We start from the raw sequence: 17,054 nt of genomic DNA, 5'->3' as shown, positions 1-17,054 counted from the left end.
GAGTTTTATGGCCGATTCACAAATGATTGAGGAGGGTTTGTTGGTTTGTACTAGGCTCGATCAAAGCTTGTGTGCGGAATTGGTGTCTTTTAGTGCCAATAAAGCCACCGTGTGTTTTACCCCCAAAGAGTTCATGCTCTGTGAAGAAGATGTGGTGCATGCTGGTTTTGTGGTGAGTGCGGCTAGTTTTGCCGCCCTATGTGCTTTGAATAAAAAAAATAGCCTGATTTCTTCCATGAAAATCAGTCTGTTAGCCCCCATTGAAGTCAATCAAGAGGTTTATTTTAACGCCACCACAACCCATGTTAGCACCAAAAAATCATCGGTCAAGGTGGAGGGCGAATTTATGGAGATTAAAGTTTTTGAGGGGGACTTTGAGATTTTGATCTTTGAAAAACGCCCGTTTAAATTCAACTTCAAGGATGAACAATGAAGATCGCATTAGTGGTGGATAGTTTTGAGGACAAGAGCAATGGGACTTCCATGACCGCCTACCGCTTTTACAAGGCTCTTAAGGCGCGCGGACACCATGTCCATGTGGTGGCTCCCTTTGTGAGCGGGGAGGGTTTTTACGCTGTCCCTGAGAGACATATCCCGCTAGTAACCTCTATTGCGCACAAACAACACATGATCTTTGGTAAGCCCGATCGCCAAATCTTAAAGGCAGCTTTTGAGGGTATGGACATTGTGCATGTCTTTTTGCCCTTCAAGCTGGAACGCGTGGCAATTCAGGTCGCCCAAGAGATGCAAATCCCCTATGTGGGGGCGTTCCACCTCCAACCCGAGCACATCACTTACAACATTGGTTTAGAAAAACTCAAATGGTTAAACCGCGCAATCTTTTGGTATTTCAAGGCGCGCTATTACAAACACATCCAGCATATCCATTGCCCTTCACCCTTGATCAAGGCTGAGTTGGAGAGGCATGGCTATGGTGGTAAAAAATATGTGATCTCCAATGGATTTGATCCCCTCTTTAGCCCCAGAGCAAACCCCATTAAATGCGATGATCTCTATCACATTATCATGGTGGGGCGTTATTCCCCCGAGAAAAACCAAAGTGTGTTGATCGATGCGGTGCGCCTAAGCCGCCATGCTAACCAAATCAAGTTGCATTTAAAGGGCATTGGACCTAATTTAGCCAAGTTGCAAAAACATGCACAGGGTCTAGCCCACCCCGTTGATTTTGGCTTTATTGAGCCTGCGGGCTTAAAAGATTTGCTGTATGGTTGTGATTTGTATGTCCATGCAGCCGATGTGGAGGGCGAGGCGATTGCGTGTTTAGAGGCGATGAGCTGTGGGATCGTACCCATTATTTCAGATAGCAAGATCAGCGCAACCAACCAGTTTGCCCTAGATGATCGCTCGTTGTTTAAATCCAATAACGCCCAAGACTTGGCAACTAAAATTGATTATTGGATCGAGAACCCAGCAGAGCGCATGGAAGCTGAAAAACGCTATGCGCTAAGTGCCCAAAACTACACTTTGGATCAATCCATCCAAAAAGCCCTAGGTATGTATCAAGAAGTGATTGAGGATTTTAAATACCTCTACTCATTGCCGAATAATATCAATGCCCTTAGGGGGGATGAACTCAAACAACGTGCTGTTTAAGGGGATATTGGCGCGCACCTGAGTAAAGTTAATGCGCACTTGGTGATTAAGATTGTCTTTAAAGTCAATTTGGACGGGCAAACCATCTTTGAGGGTGAGATAATAGGTGGTTCCCTCCACTTTGGCTTTGTAACGCCCGTCTTTTTGTAGTTTGGCTTTTTTGAGAATCGCAAAGAAGTCTAGGGCTTTGCTTAACTTGGTGATGGTGGCTTGCAAGAGTCTAGGCTCATAGATCACCACCTGCTTGCCCTGCATATACACCTCTTTAGGACTGGGCTTGTCATAGACCCACTTGGCAAAATAGGGAGTTTTGGCAAAAATCTGCCCCTCATAGCTAGGATTGAGCGGGGCGGGCACTTGGCTATCTAGCACCACCTGTTTAAAATGCGCGCTGAAACTCTCAAATTGCAAGGCTTGTGCCCCCATAAGAGCGACCCCAAAACACCACACCAACAACCAACGCATACTTGCCCTTTTATTTAGAATTTTACAAAATTTTGTTAGAATCCGCACTTATGCAATACAAAAGACTTCGCTTCCTTTTGCTCTTAGGGGATGAACATGATTAAGGCCGTGATAGGTAAGATTATTGGCACCAGAAACCAACGCGAGATCAAACGCTACCAAAAACGCGTGGGGATTATCAATGCGTTAGAAAAGGAATATAAGGGGTTAGATGATGCGCAACTTAGGGCGCGTTTTGAGGAATTACGCACACAGGTGCAAAATGGTGAAAAAAACCTAGATGAGGTGTTAGCCCCTAGTTTTGCCATCACTAGGGAGGCTTCTAAGCGTATTTTGGGCATGCGCCATTTTGATGTGCAACTCATTGGGGGCATGGTCTTGCATGAGGGCAAGATTGCCGAGATGAAAACGGGGGAGGGTAAAACTTTGGTGGCGACTTTGGCGGTGGCTTTGAATGCATTGGGCGGGCGGAGCGTGCATGTGGTAACCGTGAATGATTACTTAGCCCAAAGGGACGCGGATCAAATGCAGCCCTTGTATAACTTCTTGGGTTATAGCGTGGGGGTAGTAACCGCTGGGCTGTATGACACCGATCGCTTAGAAGTTTATGCTAATAATGTTGTTTATGGCACAAATAATGAATTTGGGTTTGATTATTTGCGCGATAACATGAAATATTCCCTAGAACAGAAGGCGCAAAAAGAACATGCCTTTGCGATTATCGATGAGGTGGATTCGATTTTAATTGATGAGGCCCGCACGCCCTTAATCATTTCTGGTCCTGTTAATAAACGCATGGAGAATTACGAGCGCGCGGACATGGTGGCCAAAAACTTGGAGGTGCAGAACGATTTTACCATTGATGAAAAGAACCGCGTGATTCTCATCACCGAAGAAGGTATTAAAAAGGCTGAAAAACTCTTTGGGGTGGATAATCTTTATAGCTTAGAGAACGCCATTCTCTCCCACCACTTGGATCAAGCTCTCAAAGCGCATTATTTATTTGCTAAAGATAAAGATTATGTGGTCGCCAATGGGGAGGTGGTGATTGTGGATGAATTTACGGGGCGTTTGAGCGAAGGACGGCGTTTTAGCGAAGGGTTACACCAAGCCCTAGAGGCTAAGGAAAAAGTGGGGATCAAAGAGGAGAGCCAGACTCTAGCGGACATCACTTTTCAAAATTACTTCAGACTTTATGATAAATTGGCGGGGATGACGGGCACTGCCCAAACGGAGGCGACCGAGTTTTTAGAGATTTATAACCTAGAAGTGATCTCCATCCCCACTAATATCCCCATCCAGCGCAAAGACCTAAACGATCTCATCTACAAGAGCGAGAAGGAAAAATTTGATGCGGTTTTAGAGAAAATCAAAGAGCTTTATGCTAAGGGGCAACCCGTGTTGGTGGGCACAGCTAGTATCCAAAAGAGTGAGTTGTTGCATGCCTTGTTGCAAAAAGAGCGCATCCCCCATACGGTCTTAAATGCCAAACAGCACACTAAAGAGGCTGAGATCATTAAAGATGCGGGGTTGAAGGGGGCGGTTACGATTGCGACCAACATGGCAGGTAGGGGCGTGGATATTAAACTCAGCCAAGAGATTAAAGATTTAGGCGGTTTGTATATCATCGGCACAGAACGCCATGAGAGTCGGCGTATTGATAATCAGCTTAGGGGGCGTAGCGGACGGCAGGGGGATCCGGGGGTGAGCCAATTTTATTTGAGTCTTGAAGATGGTTTGTTGCGTATTTTTGGGAGTGATCGTATTAAGGGGGTGATGGAGAAATTGGGCTTAAAGGATGGGGAGTACATCGAATCCAAGCTAGTTACCCGTTCAGTGGAGAATGCCCAAAAGAAAGTGGAAGCCCTGCATTTTGAGAGTCGCAAACACTTGTTAGAATATGACGATGTGGCAAATGAGCAACGTAAGAGCGTTTATAAGTTCCGCAACGAGCTTTTAGATGAGAGCTATGACATCAGTGCACGCATTGAGGAGAATCGCCAATATGCCGTGATGAAAATTTTAGAGGCGCACCAAAGTTTTAAAGACCAAGACTTCCAAAAGGAAGACTTGGAAAACATCACCCACGCGCTCAAAGAGGAGTTCAACGCACAGGTGAGTTTTGAGGGCTTGGAGGATTATAGCCTTAGTGGGGTGGAAGCCTTTGTTTTGGAGACACTGATCGCACAATACCAACAAAAAATGCAGGGCATTGTAGATCGCGACAAGATTGAGCGCGTGGTGTATTTGCAAATCTTGGATAACGCATGGCGTGAGCACCTTTATACAATGGATAATCTCAAAACCGGTATCGGGCTTAGGGGGTATAACCAAAAAGACCCCTTGGTGGAGTATAAAAAAGAGAGTTATAACCTCTTCTTAGAACTCATTGATTCGATCAAACTGGAGGCGATCAAGACTTTCCACAAACTAGAATTGAGTCCCAATACGGAGGAAACCCAGCGGTTTTTAGACGACCTAGAGGGGAGTCAAGAGGAGATGAATTTTAACGACCAAGATATCGAGTTGGGTTTGAGCAACTGGGAGTTTGAACAAGAAAAGCCTAGGAGTGTGCCAAGAAATGCCCCTTGTTATTGCGGGAGTGGGAAAAAATACAAGCACTGCCATGCCAAAAGCGGGCCTAAAAAAGGAATCTTTGCTAAAAGCAACAAGCCTGACTAATGCCCTCTGTGTCTTTAGTGGTGTTTTTGGTGCGCCGTTATCTGCGTTTTGATAAAAACCAGCCCTTTATCAGCATCACAGCCATTTTGGCCTTTTTGGGTGTGGGGGTGGGCGTGATGGTGTTGATTGTGGCGATGGCAATCATGAATGGCATGAATGCCGAGTTTGAAAAAAAGCTCTTTGTGATGAATTACCCCCTCACCCTCTATTCTACGAGCTACTATGGTATTGAAAAACACACAATCCAGACCCTAGAGCAAAAATTCCCCCATTTGCGTTTTAGCCCCTATCTGCAAGCCCAAGTGGTGGCGCGCTACAATGGCATGGTGAGCGGGGGGATGCTCTTTGGGGTAGAGTTGGATAAGGAAGTCCCTATTAATAGCATTCTAAAAGAAGGTTTGGGGGATGTGGATTTAAAGGAGTTGGAACAAAATCCCTTTTATGTGGTCGTGGGAAAGGGCTTGGTGGATAATTTGTTGCTAGGGCATGCCAAAAAATTAGAATTGTTTTTCACCAAACTAGAACCCACCGGCTTTGTACTCTCACCAACCATGAAGCGTTTTGATGTGGTGGGGTTGTTTTCTTCGGGTTTGAGAGCCTATGATAGTAGCTATCTTTACACCAGTATTGGGGCTTTGCGCGCGATTAGAGGACTGCCACCGGGTATTTATGATGGCGTACATATCTATTCCAAAGATGCCATGCAGGATATGCCACGCATCAAGGAAGCTTTGAGGTCTATCCCCAATCATGGGGTCGATATTGAAGGCTGGTGGCAACAAAATGGCAACTTTTTTTCAGCCATGGCGTTAGAAAAGCGCGCTCTGTTCATCGTGCTGATGTTGATTATCTTAATGGCCTCTTTAAATATTGTCAGTTCATCGCTTATGGTGGTGATGCACCGCCGCAAAGAGATCGCGCTGTTGCTCTCATTGGGGACCACTACAACAGAAATTAAAAAAACTTTCTTTTATTTGGGGAGTGTAATTGGAGGCGGGGGGATTATCTTAGGCGTTTTGCTCGCCTTTTTGCTCATGGGCATCCTCTCTAGTTTCCCCATTATTTCCCTGCCTGCTGATGTCTATGGCATGGATAAATTGCCCTTAGATTTGTCCATGGGCGATTTTTTGGGCACGTTGATCGGGGCGGTGGTTATCGTAGCCCTCTCCTCTTATTATCCAGCACACAAGGCGGCTAGTGTCCATGCGTTGGGCGTTTTGCGTAATGAATGAGCTTTTTAGACAATTTTAAGTTACTTTTAGGTAAAGTCGGGGGTCTTTTAGTGTAAGCTAGAGACTAATATTGGCGTGGAGAGAGATTTGAAAAATATTTATGTGGGTAATTTGGTTTATAGCGCAACCAACAAAGAGGTTGAGGATTTGTTTAGCCAATTTGGAGCCGTAAGCTCTGTTAAACTCATCCAAGATCGCGAAACCAAAAGACCTAAAGGGTTTGGGTTTGTGGAAATGGAAGATGAAGGGGCACTGAAAGCCATTAGTAGCCTTGATAATACCGATTTTATGGGAAGGACCATTCGGGTAACTGAAGCCAACCCTAGGAAGTAGGTTTGAAAGCTACCTTAAGTTGTTTTTGGTGGTGATAGAATAGGGCGTGGCGGTGTGCTTCGTCCCTGAGTCTTTGTAAAAATTGCAGATTCGCATCTTTAGAATCTAAATGCAAAGTTTTTTGATAAGTATAGAGGGTGTCGGGCACATCGCCTTGAGAGCGTTGGGTCTTGCCCTTGATCTTTGCTTTAGCGATTCCCACAGCCACAACCTCCCAGCCTGCTTGGCTCAAAACCCGTTTAGCTAATTGCACTTGTGCTTTTCCCCCATCTATTAGCCATAAATCTGGCATTTTTGGCTTGTTGTTTTTAACACGCCGTTCTAACATCTCTTGCATTTGGGTATATTCCTCTTGGGCCTTGAGCGTATAACGCCGATAAGCACTCTTGATCCACTCTCCCCGATCAAAAACCACCATGCCCCCCACACAATGGCTTTTGGCATGGTGACTAACATCAAAAATTTCAATGCGATAAGGCACTTTAGCCAAACCTAAAAGACTTTGCAAGGCTAGCGCATTCTGCTCGGCGGGCATTTGGCTACGCTCCAAAAGGGCTTGGATTTTTTGGTAACGTTCTCGGTAGAGAATGGCTTGCTCAAATCTTTCTTGCAGAGCCAGTGTTTGCATGCGTTGCTGGATGAGGCGCAAGAGTTGGGATTTATCTTCTAAGAGTTTGAGTGCTTGTTTGACCAATCCTCCGTATTCTTGTGGGCTAATCTTCCCCTCGCAGGGCGCACAACACCGCTTCATCTCATAAAACATGCACGCCCGCTTGCCCCTCAAACAAACTGGGCTTTGCACTAGGGGCAAAAACTCCAACACGCTTTCTAAAAGCTCCTTAGCTCCACTGCTAAAAGGACCAAAACAAAGCATTTCAGGCGGGATCTTGCGTTTGAGTACTAGAGTAGGATAGGGGGCGTGCAAATTAATGCAGACATAGGGATACGTTTTGTCATCTTTGAGCAAGATATTATATTTAGGCTGGTATTTTTTGATCGAGGCATTTTCTAATAAAAGGGCTTCTTCTTCACTGATCGTGATGTGGTATTGGATTGTGTGGATTTGGCCGATCATTTGGGCAATGCGTGCCCCCATTTTGGGGTTGGGCAAAACCTGATCGCCCACAATCTTAAAATAACTCAAAATGCGCTTTTTAAGATTTTTAGCTTTGCCCACATATAAAACCTGTGCTTGGGAATCCAAATACAAATAGACCCCACTCTGTGTCGGGAGTTGTTTGAGTTCAAGAGCGTCCATGTTCTTTTTGGACGTAGGTACGGATGTTTTCAAAAATCTCCCTTAATTTAGGGTCTTTAGCGTGGTTGATAAAAACCCCTTTAGCTTGTTCGTTGTAGTAGAATTTGGTTTTTTTAGGCTCAAAGGAGCGTGCAATCACAGCGGGCATGTAGTCTTGCACCTCCAAATGCAGGGGCAGAATAATATCTAGTTTTTTCACCTCTCTCAAGAGGGTTGGACTAAACTCTTGGTGGTGTTTTTTAAAATAGGTTCTGGCACTGGGGTGGTTAAAAACAAGCAAAAGTTTAGAATTTTTGATTAGAATGCAACGCAACCCTGTGCGCACTTCTAAGGGCAAAAACAAGCGGAGTTTATCCAGTTCAAGGCGTGTTTTGAGTTCTTGGAGATAGGGAATTTGCAAGATAGAAGTGAGGATCTCTTGAGAGCTTTTCATGGCTTGATTTTAGCATGTTTATTGGTCGGTTGTGGCTACAAAGCCCCCCCTTTTTATAAGAGCGCAAAACCCCAACCCCCCAGCCACCACACCCCCGCCCCCACCACCAACCACTCCATCCAAGAGGAGGGGGATTAGTTTTTGGGTATAATAGGGTATTTGAAGTGGAGAATGTGATGTTTGTGCCCTATCCCTTTGAACGCCTGCGCGCTTTGCTGAAAGATTTAACTCCCCCGCATTGTTTAGACCTTTCCATTGGAGAGCCCCAACTACCCACCCCGCCCAGTATCCAAGAGAGTTTGAAAGCCCATACGGAGGAGTTGCGTTTTTACCCCAAGAATGCGGGCGAGTCTTTTTTAAAACAAGCCCAAATAGATTTTGTGCAAAGGCGTTTTGGTGTGCGCTTGCAAGCCAATCAACTAATCCCTACCTTTGGTTCTAAAGAGGTTTTGTTTAGCTTGCCTGTTTTTTATCTCCATGACAAAGAACACCCCAAGATTGCTTTTTGCAACCCATTTTACCAAGTCTATTTAGCCAGCGCGCAAGTGGCTAAGGCACAGGTGATTGAGATGGAACTTAGCAAAGATAACCACTTTACCCCCACTTTGGACCCCAAGCACAAGCCCCACATGGTGATCTTAAATTCCCCTAACAACCCCACGGGGCGCACACTTAGTCTAGGGGAATTAAAAGAATGGGTGCAAAAGGCCTTGGATCAAAATTTCTTACTGGTCAATGATGAATGCTATAGCAATATCTATAGCGCATCGCCCCCACCCTCGATCTTGCAAGCCTGCTTAGAGGTGGGCAATACAGAATTTAAAAATATCTTGGCGATCAACTCCATTTCTAAGGCTCTAAGTGCTCCCGGACTTAGAAGTGGCTATGTTGCTGGAGATGCACAAATCCTACAGGCTTACCAAGTCTTTAGAAGTTACACGGGTTGTGCCATCCCCCTACCCCTCCAGCATGCCAGTGCGGTCGGCTGGAGCGACACACACGCCCAAGAGCAAATCCGCCAAATTTATGCCCACAACCTCAACCTAGCCCAAGAAATTCTGCAAGTACCCATCTTCCCGTCTAGTTTTTATGTATGGCTAGAAGTGCCAGAGGGGCAACATTTTACGCGTTATCTTTATAGCAAAGGAGTCAAGGTCTTGCCCGGGGATTTCTTGGGGACTCAAGAGAGTGCGCAAACCAAAAACTTTGTGCGAGTCGCCCTAGTTTATCCGCCTGAAGTGCTCCAAGAGGCGTTGCACACGCTTAAAAATGCTCTTAGAAGCTACCAGAGTTGCGCATGCTAGATCGCCCCATCCACACTTATAAAATCCATTTAATCGGCATTGGGGGGATTGGCATCTCAGGGCTGGCTAAATATCTCAAGGCTCAAGGGGCTATTGTGAGTGGTTCAGACATCGTGGAAAGCTCCATCACACGCTATTTAAGAGAGTTGGGTATTCCTATCACCATCCCCCATGACCCCAGTGCCCTTAGCGATCAAGAAGTGGTGATTCACTCAGCTATTATCAAGGTGGATAATGTCGAGATCGTGGCGGCGATGGAGAAAAATTGCATCATTTTGTCGCGTAAAAAAGCCCTAGAATACATCTTGGGCGATAAACGGGTGTTTAGCGTGTGTGGGGCGCATGGCAAGAGTAGCACAAGTGCGATGCTCAGTGCCCTATTACCCCATTTTGGGGCAATCATCGGGGCGACTTCTAAGGCCTTTGGCTCCAATGTCAAAGAGAGCAGTAGTCATAGCTTGGTCTTTGAAGCCGATGAATCCGATCAGAGTTTTTTACATTCCAACCCCTATTGTTCTCTTGTTACCAATGCAGAGGTGGAGCATTTAGAGGGCTACAACTATGATTTGGAAGCCTTTTACAACGCCTATACCCAGTTTTTAAGCTTAGGACAAAAGCGCGTGATCAATGCCGCCGATCCCTTTTTAAAGGGTTTGGACTTGGAGGCTACCCACCTTGATCCCACCAAAGACATCAGCGACATCTCCTATTTTCTCAAAGACGATGAGCCCTATACCCGTTTTAAGTTTAAAGATTACGGCTTTTTTGAAGTTTGGGGCTTAGGGGAGCACACCGCTAGCAACGCCGCGCTGGCGATCTTGGCTGCTTTGGGTGAATTGCCCTTAGAAACCTTGCGGGCTAATTTGCTGGATTACAAGGGCATTAAAAAGCGTTTTGATATTTTGCAAAAAGACGCGCTTATTCTTATTGACGACTACGCCCACCACCCCACCGAAATTCGTGCCACCCTGCAAGCCCTGCAAACCTATGCTAACTTGACCCAGCAAGATAGAGCCATCGTGATTTGGCAACCCCATAAATTCTCGCGTTTATTAGACAATTTAACGGCCTTTCAGAGCTGTTTTACAAGCCCGTTAGTCAGCCAGCTTTATATTTTGCCTGTCTATCGTGCCGGTGAGCCCCCCCAAGAGGTCAATATGCCCCATCTTTTCAAGCACCTCCAGCCCACCTTTATTGATCGCATGTGGCGCACCCAAGAGGGCTTGGGGCTATATGTGGGCGATCGCCTCATTTGCACCCTCAATCAAGGGCTTGTCATTGGTTTTGGAGCAGGGGATATTACTTCTCAGCTAAGAGGAGAATTATAGTGGGTGCTTGGGCTGTCTTACTTTTGGTTTTAGTCCTGCTTTGGCTTTTATTAAGGGATTTTGGCTTGATTGGTTTGAAGCAAAAGATCAGTGCTATTATCCTCTTGGGGGCTTTGGGAGCTTTTTTGATGTTTTATACCTACAAGCAAGATCAGGAGAATCAAAACCAAATGGCTCTGCAACGCGCCTTTTTGCGTGGCGAGACTCTCATTTGTCGCCATGTCCATGTCAATAACAAAGAATTTAATTTTGTGGCGGGTACGCTGAGCTTTTTGGGCAAAAAAAACACCCCCAAGCAGGGCATGCTCTTGGATTTACAAACCTGCATGCTGGCTAAACCCTAATGTCTTTGATTGCCCAATTAGATTTAACACGCTTTATAGAACACTTTAGCACCTTTCTGGCCCGACCTAAAGATTTTGCCTTAAATCCGCTACCCCCTAACATTTGGGAACATTTGCAAGAATTGGAACACTTAGATTGCACACCTCCCCCTACGCTCATCTGTCTTAAAGACGCGCTCAAAGCTTTCAAAAAAGGGGGGTTGTGGCGTTTAGATACACTGTTTGCTTTCGTGCAAATCGCGCGCTATTTTGCCTACCTCAAAGCCCTAGCCAACCCTAAACAACACCCGCATTTATATGCCTATTTAGATAATATCCACTTCCCCCCAGCCCTGCTAGAACTTGGCACGCACATGCAAGACACCCCCGCGCTTAAAAGCGGATTTTACCCCGATTTAGACGCATTGTCAGAGAGTCTAGCGCGCTTGCAAGCCCAGCAAAAAAAACTCTTGAATCAAATTTTAAGTAAGTCGGGCTTACAGCCCTATCTTGTGGATCGCCAAGTGCATTTTGTCAATGGCGCAGAAAGCTTATTGGTCAAGCCCGGTTTTAGTGTGGCGATCAAAGGGCAGGTGATTTTGCGATCCCACATGGGGTATTTTTACATTGAGCCCTTAGAAGCGCGCGATTTGAGCCGTAAAATCCAAGAGGTGCAGAATAAGATTGAGGAAAACCTAGCGCGCATTTGCGCACATTGGAGCGGACTTTTACGCCCCCATTTTTTATTTTTGCGCTTTATCAACCACGAGTTTGACTATGTTGATCACATCATCGCGCGGGTGCAATTTGCCAAAAGCGCAAATTTGAGTTTTATCAAGCCTAATGACCGCGGGGATTTTGCCTTAAGCCACTTTGCCCACCCTAACCTCAACAATCCTAAACCCATTTCTTTGCGCTTTGATCGATCTCTTCTGCTCATCACGGGAGTCAATACGGGGGGTAAAACGATGTTGCTCAAATCCATTTTAAGCGCGGTGTTTCTAGCGAAACATTTTTTGCCCTTTAAAATCCACGCCCCCACTTCTAGCATTCCCCACATTGAAAATATCCAAGCTATTATCAACGACCCCCAAAATAGCCAAAATGACATTTCTACCTTCGCCGGGCGCATGCTAGACTTCCAACGTGCCCTAAACACGCCCCAACTCCTGCTAGGAGTCGATGAAATCGAGCTAGGCACAGATGCCTCAGAAGCTAGCTGTCTTTACAAGGTGTTATTAGAAAAATTAATGGCACAGGGGGCCAAGATTGTGGTAACCACCCACCATAAGCACTTAGCCTTACTCTTAGCCAAAAACCACGCCGTCCAGCTCCTAGCCGCCCACTTTGACCCCCAAGCCCAGCTCCCCACCTACACCTTTAGCCCCGGGCTCATTGGTAAGAGTTACGCCTTTGAAAGTGCCTTGCGTTATGGCTTATCCCCAGAACTTATTGAGCAAGCCCGTGGGTTGTATGGAGCAGAACAAGAGAATTTAAACGCCTTGATTGAGCGCACCAGCGCGCTAGAACAAGAGCTAAGAGTCCAATACGCCCAGCTTGAAGAGGCTAAAAAGATCCATAGCCAACAAATCCAAGAGGAGCTAGAACAACTCCAAGCTAAGGCCCAAGCCCAGCAAGCCAAACAAAGCGCGCTGGAAAAGAGCTACCAGCAAGCCTTAAGAGCCTTGCAAGACACGCTTAAGGAATTTGAACGCACCCAAAATAAAAGCCACGCCCACCAGCAAATCCAAGTCATCAAGGCAAGCCTGACACAATCCAAGCCCACCCAAACCCTTAAGCCCCCTAAACCTCCAGCCCTCACGCAAGGCGCGTATGTACGCTACAAAAACCAGTTAGGCACAATTATGGGCCTTAATAAAGAGAGCTGTCTAGTGGCTTTAGACAATGGCTTGAAAATCAAGATCAACGCCCAAGAACTCACCTTAGCCACTCCCCCCAAGATTCCCACCCAAGTCAAGCTAGAGCGTAAGCCCACAGCGACAGCCTCCATGCGCTTAGATGTGCGCGCCCTAGAGGTGCTAGAAGCCTTGCAAGAAGCCCAAGACTTCTTAGCCAATGCGCTTTTGGCAGGCTTTGAAGAGGTCTTAATTGTGCATGGCAAGGGCAAGGGGATTTTACGCCAAGCCTTAAGAGAGTGGCTCAAAAAACACCCCAAAGTGATTGCCTTTGAGGACGCACCCTACAACTTGGGTGGCTCAGGCGCACAGGTGGTGAAAATTTAAGGGGGAGTTTATAAAAAAGCCACCTCCTTTCCTAACACTTTGGATACCCCCTCAAACAAACCTAAGGCTTCCTATGCTAGAATGCGCAACCAAGTAAAGCACAAGGGATAATTGATGGGGTATTGCGGGCATTAGTTTTACTGACCCTTCTGGTAGGCTATTCTAGGGCCTATGTTGAATTAGACGATGAAGGCAGAGGGTTGGAGTTAAGTTTTTCTAATTTATCAGTTTTGAGTATCGAGTCGATGATTGCCAGCAAAAAAGAAAGGCGTCTGTTCAATGCCATGGTCGATGCCTTGATTTTGGGAGACATGAATACTGCCATTCAAAGATTGACGGCTTATAAGGGGTTGGGCTTGCGATCGGGTGCGTACGATCGCTTTGTGAGCAAGTGCCAAAAGCATGTCAAAATCCACCTACCCGTTCTCACCAACGCCTCAAGCGTGTTGAGCGGTGCTTACCATGTCAGCTTCCATTGGCGTTTTTGAACTCTTGGTGATCACCCCCCCACCCAACACACAATCTCTTTGATAAACCACTAGGGCTTGTCCTAGTGCCACACCATAAACGGGCTCTTCAAAGTGTGCATAGATGATTCCATCTTTTAGGCTGATGTGTGCTTTTGTGGGCGTGCTCCTATAGCGCACCTTAACAAGATATGTGCCCTCTTGGAAGTCAATGGGTAGGGATTTATTTTGCGCTTCGATATAGCTAATGGCTAAGTCCTCTTTCTTGCCCACAATGATTTCATTTTGCGCCGGCGCAATGCCCATAACAAAATGTGGTTCATGCGCACCCTTGATGGTGAAACCCTTACGCTTACCAATGGTGTAATGCATGTAGCCCTTGTGCGTACCAATAACCTCCCCGCTGGCATTACGCACAAGCCCTGCGGTATCAACCTGCAGATGTTTTTTAAGCGTGTCAATGTAGGAAGTCTCCACAAAACAAATCTCTTGGGATTCTTTGTAAGTTTGCAAAGTCCCTAAAAAGGGCATGGCTTCTAGGGCTTTGGGCTTGATCTCCTCTTTGAGCAAATCGCCCAAGGGGAAGATAAGCGCATTAATCGCTCTTTGGGGCAGGGCATAGAGAAAATAACTCTGATCCTTGCTTAAATCGCGCGCCTCTTGAATGCGTAACACCCCCCGTACTTCTTGCAAGCGTGCATAATGCCCGGTGGCCATTTTTTCATAACCCCGATTGAGGGCAAATTCTAGACCCAGCCCAAACTTCATCAGGGGGTTACACAACGCACAAGGGTTAGGCGTTTGCCCCTGTTGGTAAGAATCGATAAAGACTTGATAGACTTGTTGCTTGAAGGCTTCTTGCAAATCCAGCACTTCAAAGGGGATTTTTAAAAACTGTGCTACTTCTTGGCAGTTTTTAATATAAATGGCGTGCTTTTCCTCTTTGTCATGCAATTTCAAATATAAACCCAAGAGATCATGCCCGGCTTGTTGTAACAAATACGCACTATAGGAGCTATCCACCCCCCCACTCATCAAAACAGCGATTTTCATTTAGGTTCTTTTAAGTTTGATGGGCAAGACTATATTTTTTTAGCTAAAAAAAGGCTTAACACCCAAAGACTCGCGTAAAAATCTTAGCGGTATTGGCTAAATAGTAGGGCAGATCAAAACACGCCTTGATGGCGTCCGGATCGACATGCTTTAAGCGCGTATCAGCTAAAAGATAGGTCAAAAATAAATCGGGCTCTCTACTCTGCCCTTGTTGCAAATGCGCCCAAACCTTTTGGGCACTCTCTTGCACAATGGCATAACTCTCCTGTTTGCTAAAGCCCAGTTTAGGCAATTCTAGCGACACCCGTTGGGAAAAGACCAACCCACCGGTTAAATGCAAGTTTTTCAGCATGTTCTCCGGATAGACCACCAAACTTTTTAATAGCGTGGTCAATCTATCCAACATAAAGTCAGTGGTGGTGAAAATATCGGGAAAAATAAAGCGTTCTACCGAGCTATGGCTAATATCGCGTTCATGCCAAAGGGCGACATTCTCCATCATCGGCACGGCATACCCCCTAATCATACGGCAAAGTCCGGTAATGTTTTCGCTCAAAACGGGGTTGCGTTTATGGGGCATGGCTGAGCTTCCCTTTTGACCCTTGCTAAAATATTCCTCCGCCTCATAAACTTCCGTGCGTTGGTAGTGGCGGATATTCACCGCAATTTTTTCACAACTGCTAGCCATTAGAGCCAAGGTATTGATCATACGAGCATGGCGATCGCGACCGATCACCTGATTGGTGATCTTGGCTACTTTAAGCCCCAAAATTTGGCAAGTGATTTCCTCTAGCTCCATAGGGACATGGGCTAAGTTTCCCATCGCCCCGCTCACCATACCAACGCCGATCTCTTCTAGGGCAATACGCAGGGCATCTAAATGGCGCTGCATCTCCTCATACCACAACGCCCACACCAGTCCAAAGCTCATTGGCTCACCATGGATGCCATGACTTCTGCCGACCATCAAGGTTTCTTGAAACTCATAAGCCCGGGTTTTGAGCACGGCTAGAAGTTCTTGTGTATCTGTAATAATGATCTGCAAACTCTCTTGGAGTAAGAGAGCTAGAGCGGTGTCAATGCAATCGCTAGAGGTGATCCCATAGTGGAAAAAGCGTCCCTCGGGTCCCAAATTCTCACACACTGCATTGACAAAGGCAATCACATCATGTTTGGTGGTCTGCTCGATAGCATCAATACGCTCTAGGCTAAAATGGGCTTTTTGAATCTTGGCACAATCCTCTTCGCTAACAAACCCCAAGGCATGCCAAGCTTGCACAACCGCCTTTTCCACACGCAAATACGCCTCGAATTTATTTTGCACGCTCCAAAGTTGCGCCATCGGCGCACGCGCATAACGATCGAGCATTAAACTTTAGCTTCTTCGCGACGTTGCAGGTATTCCCAACGCGCATCCACATCTTTTTGCAGAGCTTCAATGATATGTTCGTTTTCTTTCTTAAACAAGTGGGCAAAGCGTTTTTGCACACCCAAATAATCGCGCACGGGCAGGACATTGCGTGGGCGGTAGGTGATCTTGAGCTCCTTGCCATCAAAAATCTCAAAGAGGGGGAAGATCAGGCAATCTACCGCCAAGTCGGTCATTTCAATCGCCAAACTAGAATGGTATTTCCACTCAGTTGGGCATGGGCTAAGTGCGTTGATAAAACAAGGTCCCTCTGTGTCTAGGGCTGTTTTGATTTTTTTGTGCATATCCTTCCATTTGTTGGGGGCAAGCTGGGCGGTGTAGGGGATGCCATGGGCTGCCATGATGAGGGGCAAGTCTTTTTTGCGCTCTTTTTTGCCAAAGCTAACCTTGCCTGCTGGCGTGGTGCTGGTGCTCGCCCCCATAGGCGTGCTCCCACTGCGTTGCCCGCCAGTGTTGGCGTAGTTTTCATTGTCCAAGCAAATATAGGTCATGTCATGTCCGCGCTCCAAGCACCCGCTAATGAATTGGAATCCAATATCATAGCTTGCACCATCGCCCCCAAAGGCGACAAATTTGGGGCGTTGCCCCTTGTATTTGCCCTTGTTAGCTAGGGCTTTATACATGCTCTCCACCCCACTAATGGCTGTAGAGCCATTCTCAAAGCCCACATGAATCCAAGGCACATCCCAAGAAGTGTGGGGATAGACAGCCGAACACACTTCCAAACAGCCCGTAGAATTGCCTAAAACAATGGGCCCCTCAATGGCGTTTAGCACTTCTCTAACAATGATTCCATGCCCACACCCCGGGCAAAGTAGGTGCGAACCTTCAAATTTCTCAGCCGATTGGCTAAAACTCTTGAGTGTTTTGACTTCTCTAACCATATTTTA

The 17,054-nt window shown here is 46.4% G+C and carries 16 protein-coding genes; 10 read left to right on the top strand and 6 right to left on the bottom strand.

The annotated features are described in order from the left end of the window. Window positions 1-7 precede the first annotated feature (7 nt). Together FNE76_RS05210 and FNE76_RS05205 are read left to right on the top strand one after the other, a co-directional pair. Window positions 8-433, top strand: coding sequence for a PaaI family thioesterase (locus tag FNE76_RS05210; RefSeq protein WP_120948616.1), 426 nt, complete (start codon window positions 8-10; stop codon window positions 431-433). Beyond that, window positions 430-1,614: a glycosyltransferase gene (locus tag FNE76_RS05205; protein ID WP_120948615.1), complete on the top strand. Its 1,185-nt coding sequence runs from the start codon at window positions 430-432 to the stop codon at window positions 1,612-1,614. Before FNE76_RS05210 ends, FNE76_RS05205 begins: the two co-directional genes overlap by 4 nt. On the opposite strand, the gene lolA is transcribed toward FNE76_RS05205, so the two are convergent. Next, entirely contained in the window at window positions 1,555-2,079 is a 525-nt protein-coding gene (gene lolA / locus FNE76_RS05200) for a LolA-like outer membrane lipoprotein chaperone (protein WP_120948614.1), read from the bottom strand. The two genes, FNE76_RS05205 and lolA, sit on opposite strands and share 60 nt — an antisense overlap. A gap of 96 nt (window positions 2,080-2,175) precedes the next feature. Between lolA and secA the strand changes: the two genes are divergently transcribed. The 3 genes from secA to FNE76_RS05185 all read left to right on the top strand — a co-directional run bounded on the left by secA (window position 2,176) and on the right by FNE76_RS05185 (window position 6,326). Next, the gene (secA, locus tag FNE76_RS05195; protein ID WP_143928410.1) at window positions 2,176-4,761 is read left to right on the top strand and encodes a preprotein translocase subunit SecA; all 2,586 of its coding nucleotides are present in this window, start codon (window positions 2,176-2,178) and stop codon (window positions 4,759-4,761) included. Beyond that, window positions 4,761-5,993 carry an ABC transporter permease gene (locus tag FNE76_RS05190; protein ID WP_120948612.1) on the top strand — a complete coding sequence of 411 codons (1,233 nt, stop codon included), beginning with the start codon at window positions 4,761-4,763 and terminating at the stop codon, window positions 5,991-5,993. Before secA ends, FNE76_RS05190 begins: the two co-directional genes overlap by 1 nt. Window positions 5,994-6,080: 87 nt before the next feature. After that, the gene (locus FNE76_RS05185) at window positions 6,081-6,326 is read left to right on the top strand and encodes an RNA recognition motif domain-containing protein (RefSeq protein ID WP_034582558.1); all 246 of its coding nucleotides are present in this window, start codon (window positions 6,081-6,083) and stop codon (window positions 6,324-6,326) included. Here FNE76_RS05185 and FNE76_RS05180 read toward each other — a convergent pair. After that, entirely contained in the window at window positions 6,316-7,584 is a 1,269-nt protein-coding gene (locus FNE76_RS05180; RefSeq protein ID WP_120948611.1) for a GIY-YIG nuclease family protein, read from the bottom strand. The genes FNE76_RS05185 and FNE76_RS05180 overlap by 11 nt on opposite strands. After that, entirely contained in the window at window positions 7,571-8,017 is a 447-nt protein-coding gene (locus FNE76_RS05175; RefSeq protein WP_120948610.1) for a hypothetical protein, read from the bottom strand. Before FNE76_RS05175 ends, FNE76_RS05180 begins: the two co-directional genes overlap by 14 nt. Before the next feature lie 176 nt (window positions 8,018-8,193). Between FNE76_RS05175 and FNE76_RS05170 the strand changes: the two genes are divergently transcribed. The 5 genes from FNE76_RS05170 to FNE76_RS05150 all read left to right on the top strand — a co-directional run bounded on the left by FNE76_RS05170 (window position 8,194) and on the right by FNE76_RS05150 (window position 13,703). Further along, window positions 8,194-9,321: a succinyldiaminopimelate transaminase gene (locus tag FNE76_RS05170; protein ID WP_120948485.1), complete on the top strand. Its 1,128-nt coding sequence runs from the start codon at window positions 8,194-8,196 to the stop codon at window positions 9,319-9,321. Beyond that, window positions 9,315-10,649, top strand: coding sequence for a UDP-N-acetylmuramate--L-alanine ligase (murC, locus tag FNE76_RS05165; protein WP_120948484.1), 1,335 nt, complete (start codon window positions 9,315-9,317; stop codon window positions 10,647-10,649). The genes FNE76_RS05170 and murC overlap by 7 nt, the downstream gene beginning before the upstream one ends. After that, the gene (locus FNE76_RS05160; protein ID WP_120948483.1) at window positions 10,649-10,993 is read left to right on the top strand and encodes a hypothetical protein; all 345 of its coding nucleotides are present in this window, start codon (window positions 10,649-10,651) and stop codon (window positions 10,991-10,993) included. The genes murC and FNE76_RS05160 overlap by 1 nt, the downstream gene beginning before the upstream one ends. Then, the gene (locus tag FNE76_RS05155; RefSeq protein WP_120948482.1) at window positions 10,993-13,215 is read left to right on the top strand and encodes an endonuclease MutS2; all 2,223 of its coding nucleotides are present in this window, start codon (window positions 10,993-10,995) and stop codon (window positions 13,213-13,215) included. The genes FNE76_RS05160 and FNE76_RS05155 overlap by 1 nt, the downstream gene beginning before the upstream one ends. Before the next feature lie 122 nt (window positions 13,216-13,337). Further along, window positions 13,338-13,703 carry a hypothetical protein gene (locus tag FNE76_RS05150; RefSeq protein WP_143928409.1) on the top strand — a complete coding sequence of 122 codons (366 nt, stop codon included), beginning with the start codon at window positions 13,338-13,340 and terminating at the stop codon, window positions 13,701-13,703. On the opposite strand, the gene mnmA is transcribed toward FNE76_RS05150, so the two are convergent. Genes mnmA through FNE76_RS05135 form a run of 3 tightly spaced genes read right to left on the bottom strand, consistent with a single transcriptional unit; the run spans window position 13,653 to window position 17,048 of the window. Next, window positions 13,653-14,735 (bottom strand): tRNA 2-thiouridine(34) synthase MnmA, encoded by a 1,083-nt coding sequence (gene mnmA / locus FNE76_RS05145; RefSeq protein ID WP_120948481.1) that lies wholly within the window; start codon window positions 14,733-14,735, stop codon window positions 13,653-13,655. The genes FNE76_RS05150 and mnmA overlap by 51 nt on opposite strands. A 55-nt stretch (window positions 14,736-14,790) precedes the next feature. Continuing rightward, the gene (gene purB / locus FNE76_RS05140; RefSeq protein ID WP_143928408.1) at window positions 14,791-16,104 is read right to left on the bottom strand and encodes an adenylosuccinate lyase; all 1,314 of its coding nucleotides are present in this window, start codon (window positions 16,102-16,104) and stop codon (window positions 14,791-14,793) included. Further along, a complete protein-coding gene (locus tag FNE76_RS05135; RefSeq protein WP_104640808.1) occupies window positions 16,104-17,048 on the bottom strand; it encodes a thiamine pyrophosphate-dependent enzyme in 945 nt (314 codons plus the stop codon). Before FNE76_RS05135 ends, purB begins: the two co-directional genes overlap by 1 nt. Window positions 17,049-17,054 lie beyond the last annotated feature (6 nt).

Source organism: Helicobacter mehlei, from assembly GCF_007280785.1.
Lineage (GTDB): Bacteria > Campylobacterota > Campylobacteria > Campylobacterales > Helicobacteraceae > Helicobacter > Helicobacter mehlei.
The sequence above is the reverse complement of the archived record's forward strand: the minus strand, read 5'-3'. Positions and strand labels throughout refer to the sequence as shown.